This window comes from Seohaeicola sp., assembly GCF_048006315.1.
Classification (GTDB): Bacteria; Pseudomonadota; Alphaproteobacteria; order Rhodobacterales; family Rhodobacteraceae; genus Seohaeicola.
In genome coordinates this window covers 3,666,874-3,684,277 of sequence record NZ_CP180350.1, presented here as the reverse complement: position 1 = coordinate 3,684,277, position 17,404 = coordinate 3,666,874, and the positions used below count along the sequence as shown (strand labels likewise).

16 protein-coding genes are annotated in these 17,404 nt (G+C 66.0%); 3 read left to right on the top strand and 13 right to left on the bottom strand.

Annotated elements, in window-relative coordinates:
- The 6 genes from ACMUJL_RS18230 to ACMUJL_RS18205 all read right to left on the bottom strand — a co-directional run bounded on the left by ACMUJL_RS18230 (position 1) and on the right by ACMUJL_RS18205 (position 5,167).
- Complete coding sequence (locus ACMUJL_RS18230) at positions 1–1,068, bottom strand: NAD(P)H-dependent flavin oxidoreductase (RefSeq protein ID WP_375571917.1); 1,068 nt, start codon at positions 1,066–1,068, stop codon at positions 1–3.
- Positions 1,069–1,148: 80 nt separating this feature from the next.
- Complete coding sequence (gene nusB, locus ACMUJL_RS18225) at positions 1,149–1,640, bottom strand: transcription antitermination factor NusB (RefSeq protein WP_375571919.1); 492 nt, start codon at positions 1,638–1,640, stop codon at positions 1,149–1,151.
- Positions 1,637–2,188 (bottom strand): 6,7-dimethyl-8-ribityllumazine synthase, encoded by a 552-nt coding sequence (locus tag ACMUJL_RS18220; protein WP_068286922.1) that lies wholly within the window; start codon positions 2,186–2,188, stop codon positions 1,637–1,639. Before ACMUJL_RS18220 ends, nusB begins: the two co-directional genes overlap by 4 nt.
- A gap of 1 nt (position 2,189) precedes the next feature.
- Positions 2,190–3,326 carry a 3,4-dihydroxy-2-butanone-4-phosphate synthase gene (gene ribB, locus ACMUJL_RS18215; RefSeq protein ID WP_375571921.1) on the bottom strand — a complete coding sequence of 379 codons (1,137 nt, stop codon included), beginning with the start codon at positions 3,324–3,326 and terminating at the stop codon, positions 2,190–2,192.
- 105 nt (positions 3,327–3,431) lie between these two features.
- Positions 3,432–4,418 carry an MBL fold metallo-hydrolase gene (locus ACMUJL_RS18210; RefSeq protein WP_375571923.1) on the bottom strand — a complete coding sequence of 329 codons (987 nt, stop codon included), beginning with the start codon at positions 4,416–4,418 and terminating at the stop codon, positions 3,432–3,434.
- A gap of 149 nt (positions 4,419–4,567) precedes the next feature.
- Positions 4,568–5,167, bottom strand: a complete 600-nt coding sequence (locus tag ACMUJL_RS18205) for a riboflavin synthase (protein ID WP_068286930.1) — start codon at positions 5,165–5,167, stop codon at positions 4,568–4,570.
- Positions 5,168–5,346: 179 nt separating this feature from the next.
- Between ACMUJL_RS18205 and ACMUJL_RS18200 the strand changes: the two genes are divergently transcribed.
- The 3 genes from ACMUJL_RS18200 (at position 5,347) to ACMUJL_RS18190 (ending at position 9,994) form a co-directional block, all read left to right on the top strand.
- Positions 5,347–6,672: a capsule biosynthesis protein gene (locus tag ACMUJL_RS18200; RefSeq protein WP_416914379.1), complete on the top strand. Its 1,326-nt coding sequence runs from the start codon at positions 5,347–5,349 to the stop codon at positions 6,670–6,672.
- Between the two features lie 139 nt (positions 6,673–6,811).
- Positions 6,812–7,948, top strand: coding sequence for a polysaccharide biosynthesis/export family protein (locus ACMUJL_RS18195; RefSeq protein WP_068286933.1), 1,137 nt, complete (start codon positions 6,812–6,814; stop codon positions 7,946–7,948).
- A gap of 6 nt (positions 7,949–7,954) precedes the next feature.
- Positions 7,955–9,994, top strand: a complete 2,040-nt coding sequence (locus tag ACMUJL_RS18190; protein ID WP_375571928.1) for a capsular polysaccharide biosynthesis protein — start codon at positions 7,955–7,957, stop codon at positions 9,992–9,994.
- 47 nt (positions 9,995–10,041) lie between these two features.
- On the opposite strand, the gene ribD is transcribed toward ACMUJL_RS18190, so the two are convergent.
- From ribD to ACMUJL_RS18155, 7 genes are all read right to left on the bottom strand, one after another.
- Entirely contained in the window at positions 10,042–11,142 is a 1,101-nt protein-coding gene (gene ribD, locus ACMUJL_RS18185; RefSeq protein ID WP_375571930.1) for a bifunctional diaminohydroxyphosphoribosylaminopyrimidine deaminase/5-amino-6-(5-phosphoribosylamino)uracil reductase RibD, read from the bottom strand.
- A gap of 7 nt (positions 11,143–11,149) precedes the next feature.
- A complete protein-coding gene (gene nrdR, locus ACMUJL_RS18180) occupies positions 11,150–11,617 on the bottom strand; it encodes a transcriptional regulator NrdR (RefSeq protein ID WP_068286940.1) in 468 nt (155 codons plus the stop codon).
- A gap of 164 nt (positions 11,618–11,781) precedes the next feature.
- Positions 11,782–12,222 (bottom strand): hypothetical protein, encoded by a 441-nt coding sequence (locus tag ACMUJL_RS18175; protein WP_138176602.1) that lies wholly within the window; start codon positions 12,220–12,222, stop codon positions 11,782–11,784.
- Positions 12,223–12,252: 30 nt separating this feature from the next.
- Positions 12,253–12,690: a hypothetical protein gene (locus ACMUJL_RS18170; protein WP_375571932.1), complete on the bottom strand. Its 438-nt coding sequence runs from the start codon at positions 12,688–12,690 to the stop codon at positions 12,253–12,255.
- A 147-nt stretch (positions 12,691–12,837) separates the two neighbouring features.
- On the bottom strand, positions 12,838–14,826 hold the full coding sequence (gene rpoD, locus ACMUJL_RS18165; protein ID WP_416914377.1) for an RNA polymerase sigma factor RpoD: 1,989 nt from the start codon (positions 14,824–14,826) through the stop codon (positions 12,838–12,840).
- Positions 14,827–14,984: 158 nt separating this feature from the next.
- The gene (gene dnaG / locus ACMUJL_RS18160; RefSeq protein ID WP_068286947.1) at positions 14,985–16,964 is read right to left on the bottom strand and encodes a DNA primase; all 1,980 of its coding nucleotides are present in this window, start codon (positions 16,962–16,964) and stop codon (positions 14,985–14,987) included.
- A gap of 88 nt (positions 16,965–17,052) precedes the next feature.
- Positions 17,053–17,382, bottom strand: a complete 330-nt coding sequence (locus tag ACMUJL_RS18155; protein WP_068286952.1) for a hypothetical protein — start codon at positions 17,380–17,382, stop codon at positions 17,053–17,055.
- Positions 17,383–17,404 lie beyond the last annotated feature (22 nt).

Below are 17,404 nucleotides of genomic sequence, written 5' to 3'. Positions count from 1 at the left end.
TCACCGCGCAAGAACGGCCTTGGCATCGGCTGCCAGTCTGCGGGTCAGATCAGCCGCCGTTGCGGCGCGGCACAGCCCCGCCGATTGCCCGGACCACAGCGGCATGAAATCGCCCGACCCCTGCGGCTCGGTCGCCGCGCGCAAGGGCGCGACCGCACCGCCCGCCAATGGAAAGGCGGGGGCCGCATCCGACATGAACCCCTGGTCGCGCATCAGGCGGTTGACCATGCCGCGCGCCGGGCGACCTGTGAAGACATTGGTCAGCGCCGTCTCGCGCGCGTGCCCCTCTGCCAGCGCCTGCCGGTGCGGCGTGCTGATCGTCGCCTCGGGGCAGAAAAGATAGGCCGTGCCGACCTGCACCGCCGCCGCCCCCAGCATGAAGGCGGCAGCGATCCCGCGCCCATCGGCGATTCCGCCTGCGGCGATCACCGGGCAACGCACTGCATCCACGATCTGCGGCACCAGCGACAGGGTCCCGATCTGGGTTGCGACATCCCCGGTCAGGAACATCCCCCGATGCCCGCCTGCCTCGGCACCCTGTGCGATGATCGCGTCGCAGCCCCGGCTGTCCAGCCACACCGCCTCGGCCACGGTGGTGGCAGATGACAGCACGCGCGCGCCTGTCGCCTTCACACGATCCAGAAGATCGGGCGCGGGCAAGCCGAAATGAAAGCTGACCACCTCGGGGCGCAGATCCTCGACCAGGGCGCAGAGGGTGGCGTCGAATGGCGCACGGTTCGACCGGGGCGCGGGCGTCGCGGGATCAAGCTCCAGCTCGCCGTAATAGGGCGCAAGCCGTGCCTGCCATGCGGCCAGACCGGCCGTGGCCGGATCGGGCGCGGCATGGCAGAAGAAATTGAGATTGAGCGGCTTGTCGGATTGCGCGCGAAAGGCTGCGACCTCGGCCGCGATGCGATCGGGCGTCAGCATGGCGCAAGGCAGCGCCCCAAGGCCTCCGGCTTCGGCCACGGCGACGGCCAGCCGGTGATCCCCTGCCCCGGCCATCGGGGCCTGCAGGATCGGCAGGGACATGCCCAGAAGTGTCAGTAGCCTGTCATCCGCCCACATCCGCGCGCCCTTTCCTGGTGTTGACCGCCCCCATCATGACCGATGGGACGCGCCGGGAACAGGGCGGATCGCGTGGCGGCTCAGAACGCCTGCGGCTGCGCCTCGCGCGCCATGTGGTCCAGCACCGCGTTGACGAATTGCGGCTCCTTGCCTTCCGGAAAGAAGGCGCGCGCCACATCGACATATTCGGTGATCACGACCTTGGGCGGCGTGTCGTCCTGCACCAGTTCGGATCCGGCCGCACGGAACAGCGCCCGCAGGACCGGGTCGATCCGGGCGATCGGCCATTTCGCCACCAGCGCGCGATCGGTCATCTGGTCGATCTTGGCCTGGCGGTTCACGGCCTCGTCCAGGATGTGGCGGAACAGGTCCACATCGCCGTCGCGCATCTCGTCGCCCTCATAGGTCGCGCCGAAGCGGTGTTCCAGGAATTCGCGGCGGACCAGTTCCGCGGTCTGGCCCGAATGCTCCATCTGGAACAGCGCCTGCACGGCATAAAGCCGCGAAGCCGCGCGCATCTTGCGCTTTTCATTGCCGGACAGGGTTTGCGGCTTGGCGGTATCGTCAATCATGCAGAGGGTGTGCCTTTGGTGCTTCCGGCCAGGCGGTATTCTTCCGAGGCGGGCTTGAATCCCACCCCCTTGCTGGCCGTGCCCCACTTACGGGCCAGCGCCACCAGATGCAAGGCCGCAGCAGCAGCCCCGCCGCCCTTGTTCTGCCCCGCCGGATCGGCACGCACCTCGGCTTGCGGGCGGTTCTCGACCGTCAGGATGCCGTTGCCGATGCACTGACCCTGCAGGCCCAGCAGGCTGATCGCGCGGCTGCTGTCATTGCAGACCGTGTCGTAATGCGTGGTCTCGCCCCGGATCACGCAGCCCAGCGCCACGTAACCGTCGAAATTGCTCATCCGTCCGGCGATGCCGATGGCGGTGGGAATCTCCAGCGCGCCGGGCACCTCGACCAGATCCCATGTGCCGCCTGCAGCCTCGATCTCGGCCTTGGCGCCGGCCACCAGATTGTCGGCGATATCCTTGTAGTAAGGGGCCACGACGATCAGGATCTTGACGGGCTTGTCGAATTCCGCGCGCGGCAAGGTGTAATGCGTTTCGTGTCCGGCCATGTCAGTGCCCTTCCGTGATCTTGCGCGTGCCCATGATTTCCAGCCCGTAAGCCTCAAGCCCCACGATCTTGGGCGTGGGCGAGTTGGTCAGAAGCACCAGTTTCGACAGGCCAAGCGAGGACAGGATCTGCGCACCCAGCCCGTATTGGCGCAGGGTCTGCGGGCTGACCTCTGCCCCGGTGGCCAGCTTCATATGCGTGTCGCGCAGCAGCACCAGCACGCCGCGCCCCTCGGCGGCGATGGTCTGCATCGAATTGGTGAACTCGAAGGCGCGCCCCCTGGGCCCTGCCCCCACCATGTCCTTGAGCGGGTCAAGCGCATGCATCCGCACCAGAACGGGGGCGTCAGTGCTGATATCGCCCTTGATCAGCACGATATGCTCGGCGCCCTGCGTCTCGTCGGTGTAGATCCGCAATGTCCAGTCGCCGCCGAATTCAGACTGGATCACCTCTTCGGAGCGAACCTTGACCAGGTTGTCATGACGGCGGCGATAGGCGATCAGGTCGGAAATCGTGCCGATCTTTAGCCCGTGTTTCTGCGCGAACCCCACCAGATCGGGCAGCCGCGCCATCGAGCCGTCCTCGTTCATGATCTCGCAGATCACGCCCGACGGGTTGAGCCCTGCCAGACGGGCCACATCGACGGCCGCCTCGGTATGGCCCGCGCGCACCAGAACGCCGCCATCGCGCGCGCGCAGCGGAAAGACATGGCCCGGAGTGGCGATATCGGCCGCCGTCTTGCCTGCATCGATCGCCACGGCGATCGTGCGCGCGCGGTCATGGGCGGAAATGCCGGTGCTGACGCCCTCACGCGCCTCGATCGACACGGTGAAGGCGGTCTCGTGCCGCGACGAATTGTAGGAGGCCATCAGCGGCAGGCCCAGCGCATCCACGCGCGCGCCCGTCAGCGTCAGGCAGATCAGCCCGCGCCCATGGGTGGCCATGAAGTTGACCGCCTCGGGCGTGGCCATCTGCGCGGGGATCACAAGATCGCCCTCGTTCTCGCGATCCTCATGGTCGACCAGGATGAACATGCGCCCGTTGCGCGCATCCTCGATGATATCCTCGATGGAACTGATCGCATCGCGCCAGTTTTCCTCGACCGGGCCGGGTGTCTCGAAAGGGGCGCTGTCAGCCATGGGATATCCTTTTCCTGTTGCCCCACCAGATAGCGCAGCCCGCCCGCATTGGCCAGAGGCAACGCGGCGGCACAGGGTCCGTTTGCGACAGCGCGCCCTGCCCGATTACCCCTCGAACTGCCAGAGCGCGGGCAGGAACCGCCAGCTCTCGCCCTCGCGCAGCACATGGCCCACGCCCGGAAAGGGGAAATGATAGCCAAGCACCGCGATCCGGTCGACCGCCGCCATGTCCAGCAGGCGCATCCGCGTGGCCACGGTCTGATCGCCGTCGGCGTCAAAGCCGTTGTACCATTCGGGATGGGCAAAGTTCGTATAGGCATGGCTCATCGCATCGCCCAGCGCCATCAGTTGCTTGCCGCCACTGTCCAGCATCACGCTCATGTGGCCCGGCGTATGCCCCGGCGTGGCGATCATGCGCACGCCCGGCACGACCTCTTCGCCATCCGCCACCAGCCGCCAGTCAACCCCGTCCAGCGTCAGCGAATTCACCGCCCCCAGCACGAATTGCTGATCCTCGGGTGCCACCTTGTTCACAAGGTCGTCCTGCAACCAATGGGCATGCTCGGTCGCCCCGATCACGTATTCTGCGTCGGGAAACAGCGGCTCGTCAAAATCGTCGCGGATACCCCAGATGTGATCGGGATGGGCATGGGTGATCACCACATGGGTGATGCTCGCCGGATCGACGCCCGCCGCCTCGAGGTTGGCCATCAGCCGCCCCGTGGTGGGCATGAAACGGCTGCCCGAGCCGACATCGACCAGCACCACCGCATCGCCCGCCTCGATCAGCAGGTGATTGGTGTGGGAATACCCCTCGTCGGGGGACAGGTAATGCTGTTCCAGAAAGGCGCGCACCTCGGCCGGGTCGGCATTCACGCCCAGCCCCGAGGTCGGCAGGGAAAAATACCCGTCCGACAGGATCGTCAGCTTCGCCTCGCCCAGGGTAAAGCGGAAATGCGCGGGATTGTCCGTGGCCGGGGTGCCCAGTTGCGCAAGCGCCGCCCCGGGGCGTCCCAGTGCGGGCAGCGCAAAGGCGGGGGCCATGGCGGCCAGTTTCAGAATGTCGCGGCGGCTTGGTGTGAAATCACGCATTTCGGTCCTCCCTTGTCGAGGCGCAGGATAATCCCGCCCCCGGCCAACGCAACCGATTTCGTGAATATGAAAGCCTTGCTTCTTCTTGCCGCAAATATCCCCGCCGGAGGCATCCGCCCCTCTCAGCCCGGCGAACCGCGCGGTCGGGGTCAGGACATTTCGGCCAGGCGCGCGACATAGCGCGCCAGCGTGTCGATCTCGAGGTTGACCTGATCGCCCAGGCCCACATCGCCCCATGTGGTCATCTGCTTGGTATGGGGGATGAAATTGATCCCGAAATCGCAGCCATCGACCTCGTTCACGGTCAGCGATGTACCGTTCAGCGCAACCGATCCCTTGGGCGCGATGAAGCGGGCCAGCGCCTTGGGCGCGCGCAGGGTGACGCGGGTGCTGTCGCCATCCTCGCGGATCGCCACCACCTCGGCCAGCCCGTCCACGTGGCCCGACACGATATGCCCGCCCAATTCGTCCCCCACCTTCAGCGCGCGTTCCAGGTTGACGCGCTTGCCCGTCACCCAGCCCGACAGGTTGGTCTTGGACACGGTTTCGCCCGAGATATCGACGTCGAACCAGCCGCCGGTGGCGTCACTGCCCTTGGCGACCACCGTCAGGCAGACCCCGTCACAGGCGATCGAGGCGCCCAGGTCGATGCCCTCCACCCGGTAGCCGGTGCCGATGCGCGCGCGCAGGTCGCCACGCTGTTCCACCGCGCGCAGGGTGCCGATATCGGTGATGATGCCTGTGAACATGTCGTCCCCCTCATGCGTCCGCTGATGCGCCCGCATCGCGCGGCGCACTTGACCTCAAGCCGCCAGCGGTGTTCCGTCAGCGTGATCCGAGACCTAGCCCTTGCCCGCCACAGAGACAAGATGCACCGCACCAGAGCCATATTTTTGCCGTGGAACCCGTCTATGCAGGACGGCGTGAAATGGTGAAACTGGTTCTGACGGATATGAGTGCACACCCCTCCCCCCCGCCGGGTGACCGGGTCTTCCTGTTCCTGCAAGGGCCGCATGGCCCGTTCTTCCACAGCCTCGCCCAGATGTTGCGGCAGGCCGGCGCCCAGGTCTGGCGCGTGGGCTTCAATGCGGGCGACCGGGCCTTCTGGTTTCATCCCGCCAGCTACATCCCCTTTCGCGCCCCCCCCGAGGAATGGCCCGACCGGATCCGCGTGCTGATCTCCGAGAAGGGCGCAACCGACCTCGTGCTCTATGGCGATACCCGCCAGATCCATGCCCAGGCGATCGCGGCGGCCAAGGCCGCGGGCGTGACCGTGCATGTCTTCGAGGAAGGGTATATCCGCCCCTATTGGGTCACCTATGAGAGGGGCGGGTCGAACGGCCATTCGCGGCTGATGCAGACCAGCGTGGCCGAGATGCGCGCGGCCCTGTCCACATCCGACATGGACGCGCCCGAGCCCCCCGCACGCTGGGGCGACATGCGCCAGCATATCTTCTACGGCGCGCTCTATCATTGGTTCGTCATGTTCCGGAACGGGCAGTATCGCCATTTCCGCCCCCATCGCGAGCTGGGCGTCACCCAGGAATTCCAGCTTTACCTGCGCCGCCTGATCGGGATGCCGTGGCGCGCGCTGGAACGGCGCGTGGCGCAATGGCGCATCCGACATGGCGGCTTTCCCTATCATCTGGCCCTGCTGCAGCTGGAACATGACGCCAGTTTCCGCATGCATTCGCCCTTCACCTCGATGGCCGAATTCCTCGAGATCGTGATCCGCGGATTTGCACAGGGCGCGCCCTCGCATCACCGGCTGGTGATCAAGGCCCATCCGCTGGAGAATGGCCGCACCCCGCTGGCCCGCGAAATCGCCCGGATCGCCCGCGCGTCCGGCGTGCGGGACCGGGTCCATTTCGTCAGCGGCGGCAAGCTTGCGCAACTTCTGCAAGGCGCGCGCAGCGCCGTGACGATCAATTCCACCGCCGCCCAACAGGTGCTGTGGCGCGGAATTCCGCTCAAGGTGTTCGGGGACGCTGTCTATGCCAAGCCGGAATTCGTCTCGTCCCAGCCGCTGGCCGAATTCTTCGCGGGCGCGACCCGCCCCGACCGGCGCGCCTATCGCGATTATCGGCGTTATCTGCTGGAAACAAGCCAGGTTCCGGGCGGATTCTACTCGACACGCGGGCGTCGGCAGCTGTTGCGCCAGGTGGTCGACATGATGCTGTCGACCGAAGATCCCTATGATGCGCTGCGTTCGGGCACCGCGGCACCACGGCAACAGTTGCGCGTGGTGACGTGAACAAGGCCGCTCAAGGCGCTGGATTTACGTGTCTCTTCGGGATAGGGTTGCCCGATAAACATAAATGTGCCGCCGCATGAACGGCTGGCACGACAAAAAAGTGTGTTGAGGCAGTATATCAGGTCGAGGAGACCGTGCAGTGAAACCCCTGGCAAATCCCTGGGCGAAGTCCGTCGCCCTTCTTGTAGTTGTGTCGCTTGTGGCGTCCTGCGGTCTACCCCGAGTCGGCCCCAACAAACGCGAGATTTTTGCAGGCTCCGTGCAGAAAGAGGGCGATGCCTTCGTGGTCACCGTCAATGACCGCGTGACGCGCGCAACCTCTGTCGTGCCCGCGCTCGGCTTTTCGGAAAGCTTCGTCAACGCAGGCCTTGTGGGATCGGACACGATCTCGGCCGGTGATACGCTGGGGCTGACCATCTGGGAAAACGTCGATGACGGGCTTCTGGCCAGCACCGGGGCCAATTCCACCATCCTCGAAGAGGTGCAGGTGGATGGCGCAGGCTTCATCTTCGTGCCCTATGCGGGCCGCCTGAAAGCCGCGGGCAACACCCCCGAGGCGCTGCGGCGCATCATCACCGAGCGCCTCAAGGATCAGACACCGGACCCGCAGGTCCAGGTGCGCCGCCTTGCGGGTGACGGGGCCACCGTCTCGCTGGTGGGCGCCGTGGGCGGCCAGGGCGTCTATCCCATCGAGCGTCCGACACGCACCCTTGCCGCCATGCTGGCGCAGGCCGGCGGCGTGTCGATCGAACCCGAGATCGCACAGGTCACCGTGATCCGTGGCAAGCACACCGAAAAGGTCTGGTTCCAGGACCTGTTCCGCGACCCGCGCTTTGACATCGCCCTGCGTGGCGGTGACCGCATCCTGGTCGAGGGCGACACGCGGTCCTTCACGGCGCTTGGGGCCACCGGCAGCCAGTCGCGGGTGAATTTCGAAAGCCAGACCCTGTCGGGGATCGAGGCGATCGCACAGGTCGGCGGCCTGCTGACATCGAGTTCCGACCCGACCGGCGTCTTCATCCTGCGCAACGAACCTGCCGATATCGCGAACACCGTGCTGGGCCGCGACGACCTGCAGGGCGCGCAGCGCATGATCTACGTGCTGGATCTGACGCAGCCCAACGGGCTGTTCATGGCCCGCGACTTTTCGGTGCGCGATGGCGATACGCTCTACGTGACCGAAGCGCCGTTCACCCAGTGGAGCAAGGCGATCGCCGCGCTGACCGGTTCGCTGACGGCGGTCGACACGCTGACGACCGTGCCCTCGGGCCTGTGATCCGCGGTGCAGAACGGCACAAGTGACAAGGCCGCCGGGGGACAACCCTCCCGGCGGCTTTTCTATTTCAACGCGGGCTTCCTGACCCAGCCGCGCATCCGGCGGATCGTGGAACTGGCCGGGTACGACCTGCGGCTTGGCGTGCCCACGCCCGATGACCGGATCGCGGTCTGGGGCCATTCCCCCTATGCCGCGCGGGGCGAGGCGATGGCAAACCAGACTGGCGCGGGCCTTGTGCGGATCGAGGATGCCTTTCTGCGTTCGGTCCATCCCGGCCGCGACGGGGACCTGCCGCTTGGCCTGATCATCGACAGCCGGGGCATGCATTTCGACCCCGCGCAGCCCTCGGACCTCGAGGTGCTGCTGGCGACCCATCCGCTGGATGACAGCGCGCTGCTGGACCGTGCCCGCGCGGCGATGGCCCGCCTGCAGGAGGCCGATCTGAGCAAGTACAATGCCCATGACCCAGGCGCCGCCTTGCCCGCGCCCGGCTATGTGCTGCTGATCGACCAGACGCGCGGCGATGCCTCGGTCCGGCAGGGGCGTGCGGATTCCAACACCTTCCGCGAGATGCTGTTTCATGCCTGTCAGGACAATCCCGGCGCGCGGATCGTCATCAAGACCCATCCCGAAACCAATGCCGGCCATCGCCCCGGCTATTTCGACGAGGGCACCCTGGCCCTGGCCCCTGGGGCCGACATCACCATGCTTGATACGCCGGTCAGCCCCCGTGCCCTGCTGGACGGCGCGATCGCCGTCTATACCGTATCCTCGCAAATGGGGTTCGAGGCGATCCTTGCGGGTCACAAACCGCATGTCTTCGGTCAGCCCTTCTATGCCGGCTGGGGGCTGAGCCATGATTTCACCCCCCTCGCCCGGCGCCAGCGCAACCTGACGCGGGCGCAGCTTTTTGCCGCCGCGATGATCCTCTATCCCGTCTGGTACGATCCCTTCCGCGACAGGCTGTGCCCACTGGAGACGGCCATTTCGACCCTTGATGCGCAGGTCCGTGCCTGGCGCGAGGATCGGCGCGGCTGGCAGGCCAGTGGCATGCGCCTGTGGAAACGCGGGGCGATCAACGGCTTTTTCGGCGGCATCCGCCCGGTCAGGTTTCGCGAGGGCCTGCCACGGGACGGGCGCCGCGCCATGGTCTGGGCCAGCAAGGCCGATAGCGCCACCGACGGCGCCGTCAGGGTCGAGGACGGTTTCCTGCGTTCGCGCGGCCTGGGGGCCGATCTGGTGCCGCCACTGTCACTGGTCTGCGACGATCTGGGCATCTACTACGATCCGCACCACGACAGCCGCCTGGAGCGGATGATCGCCAGCCGCGCCAGCCTGCGCCCCGATCAGGCCATGCGCGCCCGCGCCCTGATGGAGGCGCTGATCGCGCAGGGACTGAGCAAGTACAACCTTGGTCAGGACGCGCCCGACATCCGCAGCCTGGCTGCAGACCGGCAGGTGATCCTGGTGCCGGGCCAGGTCGAGGATGACGCCTCGATCCGGCTGGGCGCGGGCGAGATCCGCACCAATGGCGCACTGCTGGAGGCTGCGCGGGCCGCGCATCCGCAAGCCTTCGTGATCTACAAGCCCCATCCCGATGTAGAGGCAGGCCTGCGCCCCGGCGCGCTGACCGATGCGGGCGATCTGGCGGATCTGGTGTTGTCCGGCACCGATCCCGCAGCCCTGCTGACGCAGGTGGATGCGGTCTGGACCATGACCTCGCTTCTGGGGTTCGAGGCGCTGATCCGGGGGCGGCGCGTGGTCACGCTGGGCGCGCCATTCTACGCGGGTTGGGGCCTGACCGATCATCGTGGCCCCGCCCTGCCGCGCCGACAGGCGCATGTGAGCCTTGAAGGCCTCGTGCATGCGGCGCTGATCGACTATCCGCGCTACCGCGATCCGGTCACCGGCCTGCCCTGCCCGGTCGAGGTTGCGCTGGAGCGGCTGGCCACCGGTGCCGTTGCCCGCGGCGGGCGGGCGAACCGCCTGCTGGCCAAGGCACAGGGGCTGTTCGCGGGCCAGGCCCATCTGTGGCGGCGCGGCTGAGGCGGGCGGCAGGATTTGGATATTTAAAGCAAGAAGAAGCGGGGGCGTCAGCCCTGTGCCTGCCAGCGGTGCAGGATGTCGGCACCAATCGCCCGCGCCTCGACCAGGCGGAAACGGGGGGCATCGGCCAGCCGCGCAAGCCCCATGGCACCCAGGGCGGGCTGCCCCTCGGCGCCGATCATCACCCCGGCGGTGAAGCCGATCACCTCGTCTACCAGATCGGCCCCAAGCAGTGACGCGGCCAGCGCCCCGCCCCCTTCGCAGAAGACCGAAGTCAGCCCCGCCTGCCCCAGCGCCTGCAACAGCGCGGCAGGATCGATGCGCCCCGCCTGAAGCGCGCAGGGCAGAAGCCGCGCGCCCAGATCGCTCCAGGCTGACAGAAGGCCGGGATCGGCATCCGCGCCATGGCAGATCCAGACCGGCGTTTCACCCGCGGTACGTGCCAGTTGCCCGGTCAGGGGCAGATCCAGCCTGCGCGAGACCACGATCCTGACGGGCTGTGGGGTGATGCCAAGGCCGCGCACCGTGAGCGCCGGATCATCGGCACGCGCCGTGCCCGCCCCGACCATCACCGCGTCATGGCGCGCGCGCATCGCATGGACAAGGCGGCGCGCCTCGGGTCCGGTGATCCACTGGCTTTCGCCCGTGGCCGTGGCGATGCGCCCGTCGAAGCTGGAGGCCAGCTTGAGCGTCACGCGGGGACGACCGGCGCGGATGCGCAGGAAGAACCCCGCGAGGTCGCGCTCTGCCTGATCCGCAAGCACGCCCGTCGTCACCGCGACCCCGGCCGCGCGCAGCATGGCAAAGCCGCGCCCCGAAACGCGCGGATCATCGTCCTGCAGCGGCGCCACGACACGGGCAATGCCCGCCGCGATCAGCGCGCCCGCGCAGGGCGGTGTCTTGCCGTGATGGGCGCAGGGTTCCAGGCTGACATAGGCCGTGGCGCCGCGCGCCGCAGCCCCGGCCCGTTCAAGCGCCTGCGGTTCGGCATGAGGGCGTCCGCCCGCCGCGGTCCAGCCGCGCCCGACGATGCGGCCATCCTTGACGATCAGGCAGCCAACTGCCGGATTGGGCCAGGTCCGCCCATGGCCACGCCGGCCCAGGGACAGGGCCAGAGCCATGAAGTCTGTGTCCGTGGCGCGTGCCAAAGCCGCGTCACGTCTCTGGGGCGGTGTCGGGACGCAGTTCCGAGACGAATTTGTCGAAATCGTCCGCGGCCTGGAAGTTCTTGTAGACGCTGGCAAAACGCACATAGGCAACCGTGTCGATACGGGCCAGCGCCTCCATCACGATCTCGCCGATCACCTTGGAGGGGATGTCCGTCTCGCCCATGCTTTCAAGCCGCCGCACGATCCCCGAGACCATCTGGTCCATCCGCTCGGGCTCAACGGGGCGCTTTTGCAGCGAGATGCGGATCGAGCGCTCCAGCTTGTCGCGGTCGAATTCCTCGCGGCGGCCGTTGGACTTGATCACCACGAGGTCGCGCAGCTGCACGCGCTCGTAGGTCGTAAAACGCCCGCCACATGCCGGACAGAACCGCCGCCGCCGGATCGATACATGATCCTCGGCCGGACGGGAATCCTTCACCTGTGTGTCAATATTTCCGCAAAACGGACAGCGCATGCCCGGCCCCCTTCATCATCTCTGCCTCTGGCTGTGGAGTTCGCCCCCCACTTATCCACAGGCACTATAGGCCCTGCGCCAAGTCTTGGGTAGACGGAAATTCCTGTCGCAAGATAGGGCGTTGCCTTTTGGCCATGCCGCTGTTGCACAAGCCGCACAGGCCGTCAGAAGCGGTCGAACAGATCCTCGATCCGGTCATCGCAATAGCTGAGCGCATGACCGATCGACAGCGAGGCGCCGACATCGCGCAGCGTGATCGTATAGGGCCCATCCTGGCGCGGCCCCTCGGCCGCGACCGGGCCGGGGCTGAAACGGACCGTCTTGCGCCCCCCGGCCAGATCGCTGACGCCCAGCCCGCGCGCGATGTAAAGCCGCTGCGCGGTGGGCAGGCGGGCGACGTCGCGCGCATGTTCGGCAGCGGCGCACCAGATCTGGCGGGGCCCCGCCCCATGTTCTTCGACCACTTCGAAATCGGGGCTGCCGGGCACCTTGATCACGGTCAATTCGATCTGCCCCGGAAAGGCCTGGACCTGCCCCGTCAGGGCAAGGCCCGATCCGGCGCAGAGCAGCAACAGGGCAAATGCGGATCCTTTGAGTTGTCTCATGTCATCCCCCCCTTGATCGCCGCCCGGCGGTCAATCCGTCTCGATATGGTCGGTGCAATATTGCAGCGCCTGGGCAACCCCAAGGCTGGAGCCGGCCTGCATCTGCGCCAGAAGCAGCCCACCCAGAAAGGGTTTTGCCGCCGCCGGCACAGCATTCGCCTGCGCAGGCGACATGGCGAAGCCCACGGCCTTGCGGTCCGGCATGCTCTGGCTGGGGCCGCGCGGTGCCACAAGATAGATGCGGTCCGTACCCGCAGCCCCCAGCACGCGATACGCATGATCCGCCGCGACGCACCAGATATGCGAGGGTCCCGCGCCACGGGCTTCAATCACCTCGAAGGCGCCGGGATCGCCAAGGGGCACCACGTCAAGCGGGATATTGGGGCGGTACGCGGCCGCGGGCCCCGCCAGCGCCAGCATGAGGACGACGGCAAGGGTCGAGGTGGGGCGATGCGAAAATCGAAGCATGTGCGCTGTCCTGAGCTGGAAAGTATCACCGCCAGGGTAGAGCACGGGACAGCGCGAGTAAAACGATCCGCGCACACAGATGCGTGAAATCCGCATGAAAAAGGCGGCCCCCGATACGGGGCCGCCCTGACAACGCCTTGGCGCGGTTTACTGGTCCAGAAAGCTGCGCAGCTTGCGCGAGCGCGACGGATGCTTGAGCTTGCGCAGGGCTTTCGCTTCGATCTGGCGGATGCGTTCGCGGGTCACGCTGAACTGCTGGCCAACCTCTTCCAGCGTGTGATCGGTGTTCATGCCGATGCCGAAACGCATGCGCAGCACACGTTCCTCACGCGGCGTCAGCGAGGCCAGAACGCGGGTTGTCGTTTCCTTGAGGTTTTCCTGAATGGCGCTGTCGAGCGGCAGCACGGCATTCTTGTCCTCGATGAAATCGCCAAGCTGGCTGTCTTCCTCGTCCCCGATGGGCGTTTCCAGCGAAATCGGTTCCTTGGCGATCTTCATCACCTTGCGGACCTTTTCCAGCGGCATCTGCAGCTTTTCGGCCAGTTCTTCCGGCGTGGGTTCGCGCCCGATCTCGTGCAGCATCTGCCGGCCCGTGCGGACCAGCTTGTTGATCGTCTCGATCATGTGCACGGGGATGCGGATGGTGCGCGCCTGATCCGCGATCGATCGCGTGATCGCCTGCCGGATCCACCAGGTCGCATAGGTCGAGAACTTGTAGCCCCGGCGGTATTCGAACTTGTCCACCGCCTTCATCAGGCCGATGTTGCCTTCCTGAATGAGATCAAGGAATTGCAGGCCGCGGTTGGTGTATTTCTTGGCGATCGAGATCACCAGGCGCAGGTTCGCCTCGACCATTTCCTTCTTGGCCTGACGGGCTTCCTTCTCGCCCTTCTGGACCTGCGCGACGATGCGGCGGAATTCGCTGATATCAAGGCCCACGTACTGGCCCACCTGCGCCATGTCGGCGCGCAGTTCCTCGACCTTGTCGGCCGAGCGTTCGATCAGCGCCTGCCAGCCGCGACCCGGCTTTTCGGCCATCCGGTCCAGCCAGTTCGGATCCAGCTCGTAGCCGCGATATTCGTCGATGAATTCACGACGGTTGATGCGCGCCTGATCCGCCAGCTTCACCAGCGCGGAGTCGATCTGCATGACACGGCGGTTGATGCCGTAAAGCTGGTCGATCAGCGCCTCGATCCGGTTGTTGTGCAGGTGCAACTCGTTCACCAGCAGCACGATTTCGGACCGCAGGGTCTGATAGGTGCCTTCATCATCCGAACTGAAGCTTGAATCCTCGTTCAGCGTGGCCGAGATGCGGCTGTCCTGCATTTCGGACAGGCGGGCGTAATCCTCGGCGATGCGATCCAGCGTTTCCAGCACGCGCGGCTTCAGCGCGGCTTCCATGGCGGCAAGGCTCATGTTGGCCTGCTCGTCCTCGTCGTCGTCATCATCGCGGCTGATCGGGTTGCCGTCGGCGTCCAGCTCCTGCTCGTCCTCGCCTGCGGCACGCGGGGCGCGGGCGACATTGGCGGCGGCCACCACGGGGCCATCGCCCACATCGCCATCCTCGCCCAACTGGGTGCCGAATGTGGCTTCAAGGTCGATCACGTCGCGCAGCAGGATGTCTTCGGACAGAAGTTCGTCGCGCCAGATGGTGATGGCCTGAAAGGTCAGCGGGCTTTCGCAAAGCCCTGCGATCATGGTGTTGCGCCCGGCCTCGATCCGCTTGGCGATCGCGATCTCGCCTTCGCGCGACAGCAGCTCCACGCTGCCCATTTCGCGCAGGTACATGCGCACCGGATCATCGGTACGGTCCAGCTTTTCGGATGTGCCCGAGGCCAGCGCCAGATCACGGTTGGACGAGATATCGACGACGGCGGTCGATTTTGCCTCTTCGTCATCCACTTCTTCGTCTTCGATGATGTTGATGCCCATTTCGGACAGCATCGACATCACATCCTCGATCTGCTCGGACGAGACCTGATCCGGCGGCAGGACCTGGTTCAGCTGATCATAGGTGATGTAACCCCGTTCGCGCGCCTCTGCGATCATCTTCTTGACCGCGGCCTGGCTCATGTCGAGGGAGACTTCGGTGTCCTGATCGTCCTGCGGCGTGTCGTCGGTGTCTTTTGCGGCCATGAAATGCTCCTGCATTGGCGGTCGGTCTGTCGCGGTCGATCTGCGGCACACGAGGCTGTGCTTGGGCTGCCGATTGATTCGTTTCCGAATCAACCTTGATTCGCGGTGATTCGCAAACCGTTTACCGTGATTTCTTTATCAATTCCTTCATAAAACCTTCATCTGCCCCGTTTGGTGAAAGTAATCTTGCCGACGAGCGCATCAAGCGCACTGCGTTCGTCGCGATTGATTCGCGCCCCGTTCGGGCCCGTCTCGTATTCCGTGCGGTCCTGCTGCTGGCTGCGAAGGGCGCGGTTGCGCGCCTCTGCCGCCTGTCCCAGCCGCCATGTCACAGCCTCATCGGCAATCCCTTCAAGATCCTCCTCGGCCTCGGCGATTTCCGAGGCAAGCCCCCTTTGGCATGTCAGCTTGGCCAGTTCTTCGGCCATGGTCATGCGCGCCATTTCGGTATTTCCGGGCTGACGCACCGGGGGCACGATACGGACATGGGGAAGCGCGAACAGGCTTTCAAGGACATCGGCGCCAACTTCGTCCGACACGGCCTGCCGAAACGCATCCGCATCCTGCGCAAAGGACAGCGCCATGCGCAGGATCGCGTCACGCAGCGCGGCATGCCCCGGATCAAGGCACTCCATCATGTCGATCTGCGCTTCGAATTCCTCGATCACGGCGGGGGTGGTGATCAGCGTGGCCATGATCACCGCCTCGCGCAGGTGATCGCCCACATCCTCGCCCGATTGCGCCAGAAGGGATGACTTGGTGCTGGGCTGCGGCACCGGGGCCGCCTGCCAGCGCGCGTTGCCCGGTGTCCATGCGGCGCGCGGGGCGCGCGGCGCGCCCTCGGCCTTGCGCCTTGTGCCAAAGAGGTCCCACCGCATCTCTTTCAGCGCCTCGCCGTAATGGGCGCGGATCGAGGGGTCCTTGATCAGCTTGATCTTGGCGCGCAGCGCCTTGTCCAGCATGGCGCGGCGTTCGGGACTGTCAAAGACCTGTCCTTCGGTCTCGCGCCGCCACAGCAGATCGACCATCGGGATCGCCTGATCCAGCAGCGCCTGCATCGCCCCTGCCCCGCTGGCGCGGATCAGGTCGTCAGGGTCCTTTCCCTCGGGCATGACCGCAAAGCGCAGCGATTGCCCCGCCTCCAGCAACGGCAGGGCAAGGTCGATCACCCGCATCGCGGCGCGCAGACCAGCGGTATCACCATCCAGCGCGATGATCGGCTCGGGCGCGATGCGCCACAACAGCTGCAGATGCGTGTCGGTGACAGCCGTGCCCAGCGCCGCGACGGACGCGGTGAACCCCGCCTCGGACAGGGCGATCACATCCATGTAGCCTTCGGCCACGATCAGTGGCTTGCCCTTGCCGGCGGCCTCGCGCGCGGGGCCGTGGTTGTACAGCGTGCGCCCCTTGTCGAACAATTCGGTATCGGGCGAGTTCAGGTACTTGGCATTGTCATTGGGGTCCATCGCCCGCCCGCCGAAGGCGATGCAGCGCCCGCGCGGATCGCGGATCGGGAACATGATCCGGTTGCGGAACACGTCATAGGGCCGCTTGCCGGTGCTGGACGGTTTGGCAAGGCCAGCGGCAAGGATCAGATCCTCGGGCACGCCCTTGGCGGTCAGATGATCCCAGAGCCCTTGCCACCCATCGGGCGCAAAGCCGATCCCGAACCGCTCGAGCGCATCGGGCTTGAGCCCGCGTTTCGCCAGATAGTCGCGCGCCGCACCCGCCGCGCCCGTCCGCAATTGCAGCACGAAGAATTGCGCCGCCTGTTCCATCACCTCGGCCAGCTGGCTGCGCCGGTCGGCCTTCTGCTGGGCCTGCGGATCGCGCGCGGGCATCGTCATGCCCGCCTCGCGCGCCAGGATCTCGACCGCCTCCATGAACCCTACGTTCTCGGTCTCACGCACGAAGGACAGCGCGTCGCCCTTGGCGTGGCACCCGAAGCAGTAGTAATAGCCCTTGCGGTCATCCACATGAAATGACGCGCTTTTTTCCTGGTGGAAGGGGCATGGCGCCCACATGTCGCCCTTGCCCTGGTTGGACTTGCGCATGTCCCACATGACCTTGCGCCCCACCACCTGGCTCAGGCTGATGCGGTTGCGCAATTCGTCAAGGAAACCAGGTGGCAGACTCATGCAGGGGACTATAGGCGCAGACTAGGGCCAAGGCCATGCCCGGCACACCGATCAGCTGTGGATATCGCCGGCCTTCCGCCGGAACCGGTCAGGGCTTGTAGCCGAGGCACTGGGTCTGGAAGGCGATCGAGGTTTCCGGCGTCAACTGATCCACCGGCAGCGTGTAGATCCAGCCCACCAGCACCGAGATCGACGGCGCGTATTTCGGATCGATCCCGCTGTCGCTGGCTTCAAGCCGCGCGGTGGCCGTCCCCTGATCCGCGCCATCGGCCCGCAACTCGACCGCCCGTGTCACGATATTGGCCTGACCGGTGCAACGCGCAGCCCGCTCGGCATCCGATTCAGCCAGAGCCGGAGATCCGGCACCGGACAGAAACGCGAGACTCGCGGAAAACAGGGCTACGGACAAACGGGACATGGCTTCAACCTTTGCATGAAAT